Genomic DNA, 1,832 nt, shown 5'->3' on the forward strand with positions numbered 1-1,832 from the left:
TGCCTTTCAGCTTTTGGGCAGTTTTGATATAAAGGGCTTTCAGACTATCGGTTAGTTGAATCAGGGATGCTGGTTTCATGCGAGTTCCTCACTCTGAGGATTTTCCCGTTATTATAGGATCAATCATTCTCTGTAATTCTCCTAGTGGTTTTTCCCTATTCTCCCCACACTTAACCCATTCGGCACATCTTCGCTCAAGGTCAGTTGACTCCCTAACATCGGGTTCGCTTTTGGTGGCAATTTATCTCTGGCGACCTTAAGATAGTTTTTGTTTTTCCCTTGACTATGGTGGCCAAGCATACACCTCTTTGTTACCACAACTTGGGTAATTTGTCAAGGAAAAGGCAAAATTTCCTCAATAAACCCAGAGGAGATAGAACTACAGCACTACCCTGACAGCCCAGAACCTTGCCGTTGACTGAATACCCGATCGAGGTTTTCTGAGTCTCCAGAAATTTTTTGTTAAAATTTGCAACATAACTTAACAATGTGTTACACTTCTTAACATAATCATCCAAAAGGAGCCTCCCCATGACTGCCCGCGGCTACACCACCGAAGAACAAGGAAGACTGAATAATTTTGCTGTCGAACCGAAAATGTACGTTGATAGTTCTAGCAGTCTCGGTTTTACCAAAAACGCTGAAAAATTGAATGGCAGACTAGCCATGATTGGCTTTGTCTCTCTTTTAGCCATTGAATTGTTAACCGGTAAAGGAATTATTGCTTGGATTACCAGTCTCTAAGAATTAACAATCCCGTCGCGTTGTTCGGGGAGTTCAGTCCCCGTCCAGACGGGGTGGTTTAGATACCATAAATGCCCTCAAAAACAGCTTTAGCAGGACCTGTCATGTAAACCCGGTTATCGGTTTGGGACCAGTGAATCTGAAGACAACCACCGGGCAGTTCCACGGTACAATGGCGATCGCATTTAGCCGTTAACAGGGCCGCCACTACCACAGCACAAGCACCAGTACCGCAAGCGAGAGTAATTCCCGCTCCTCTTTCCCAGACACGCATCTTCATATAATCCGGTGCGATTACCTCCACGAACTCCACATTAGTCCGTTGGGGAAAAACCGGATGATGTTCAAATTTTGGCCCGATAGTTTCTAGGGGAATAGAGGCCAGATCATCGACAAAAGTGACACAGTGGGGATTACCCATACTAACGCAAGTAACTAACCAATCTTTGCCCTCCACCTCTAGGGGAACCGCGAGGACTTTTTCTGACCCCTTGACCAAAGTGGTGGGGATTTCACTGCCTAGGAGTTGCGGCGGTCCCATATCGACCGTTACCTGTTCATTGGCTTCTAAACGGGGAATTATCGTTCCTGCTAGAGTATGAATGCGATAGGTGCGGCCAATGGCGTTGTTAGCCTCTAAACGGGCGATAAATTGGGCTAGACAGCGAATACCGTTACCACACATTTCTGGTTCCGAACCATCAGAGTTGAAAATTCTCATGGTGTAGTCGGTTGCTGCTTGGCCGGGAAGCGCAAAAATCACGCCATCGGCACCGATGCCAAAATGTCGATCGCACATAGCCACGGCCATTTCCGCTGTGATCAGGGGTTCGGGACTGTGACGGTTATCTATCAAAATAAAATCATTGCCCAGGCCTTGATATTTGGTAAAGGGGATTTTCATCGAAAATTTTGGGTCTGAAACCCCGTCGTTCTACGACGGCTTTACTGTTAAATATTAGCACATTTACGAAATATATGCTAGTGTGAAAGGACATGGAAAAAGCCTATTCGTTTCGATTTTACCCCACACCAACACAAGAGTCGCTATTGCGGCGCACATTGGGCTGTGTAAGATTGGTTTACAA

General features: G+C 45.9%; 4 protein-coding genes. 2 read left to right on the plus strand and 2 right to left on the minus strand.

All coding sequences use genetic code 11. From position 1 onward, the window contains the following. Window positions 1-141 precede the first annotated feature (141 nt). Entirely contained in the window at window positions 142-300 is a 159-nt protein-coding gene (locus PX482_RS23590; RefSeq protein WP_288026525.1) for a hypothetical protein, read from the minus strand. Between the two features lie 231 nt (window positions 301-531). Here PX482_RS23590 and PX482_RS23595 point away from each other — a divergent pair, with 231 nt between their 5' ends. Further along, complete coding sequence (locus PX482_RS23595) at window positions 532-744, plus strand: CAB/ELIP/HLIP family chlorophyll-binding protein (RefSeq protein WP_002756687.1); 213 nt, start codon at window positions 532-534, stop codon at window positions 742-744. Between the two features lie 58 nt (window positions 745-802). Here PX482_RS23595 and dapF read toward each other — a convergent pair whose 3' ends face one another. Beyond that, window positions 803-1,648 carry a diaminopimelate epimerase gene (gene dapF, locus PX482_RS23600; RefSeq protein WP_002756688.1) on the minus strand — a complete coding sequence of 282 codons (846 nt, stop codon included), beginning with the start codon at window positions 1,646-1,648 and terminating at the stop codon, window positions 803-805. 92 nt (window positions 1,649-1,740) lie between these two features. Between dapF and PX482_RS23605 the strand changes: the two genes are divergently transcribed. Then, the coding region (locus PX482_RS23605) for a helix-turn-helix domain-containing protein (protein WP_190381045.1) at window positions 1,741-1,832 on the plus strand (92 nt) is incomplete at its 3' end.

The organism is Microcystis sp. M53602_WE12 (genome assembly GCF_030065455.1).
GTDB lineage: Bacteria > Cyanobacteriota > Cyanobacteriia > Cyanobacteriales > Microcystaceae > Microcystis > Microcystis aeruginosa.

Coding starts and splice junctions, on each gene's coding strand:
- dapF (WP_002756688.1), bottom strand. CDS start 1,648: ATGAAAATCCCCTTTACCAAATATCAAGGCCTGGGCAATGATTTTATT.
- PX482_RS23595 (WP_002756687.1), top strand. CDS start 532: ATGACTGCCCGCGGCTACACCACCGAAGAACAAGGAAGACTGAATAAT.
- PX482_RS23590 (WP_288026525.1), bottom strand. CDS start 300: ATGCTTGGCCACCATAGTCAAGGGAAAAACAAAAACTATCTTAAGGTC.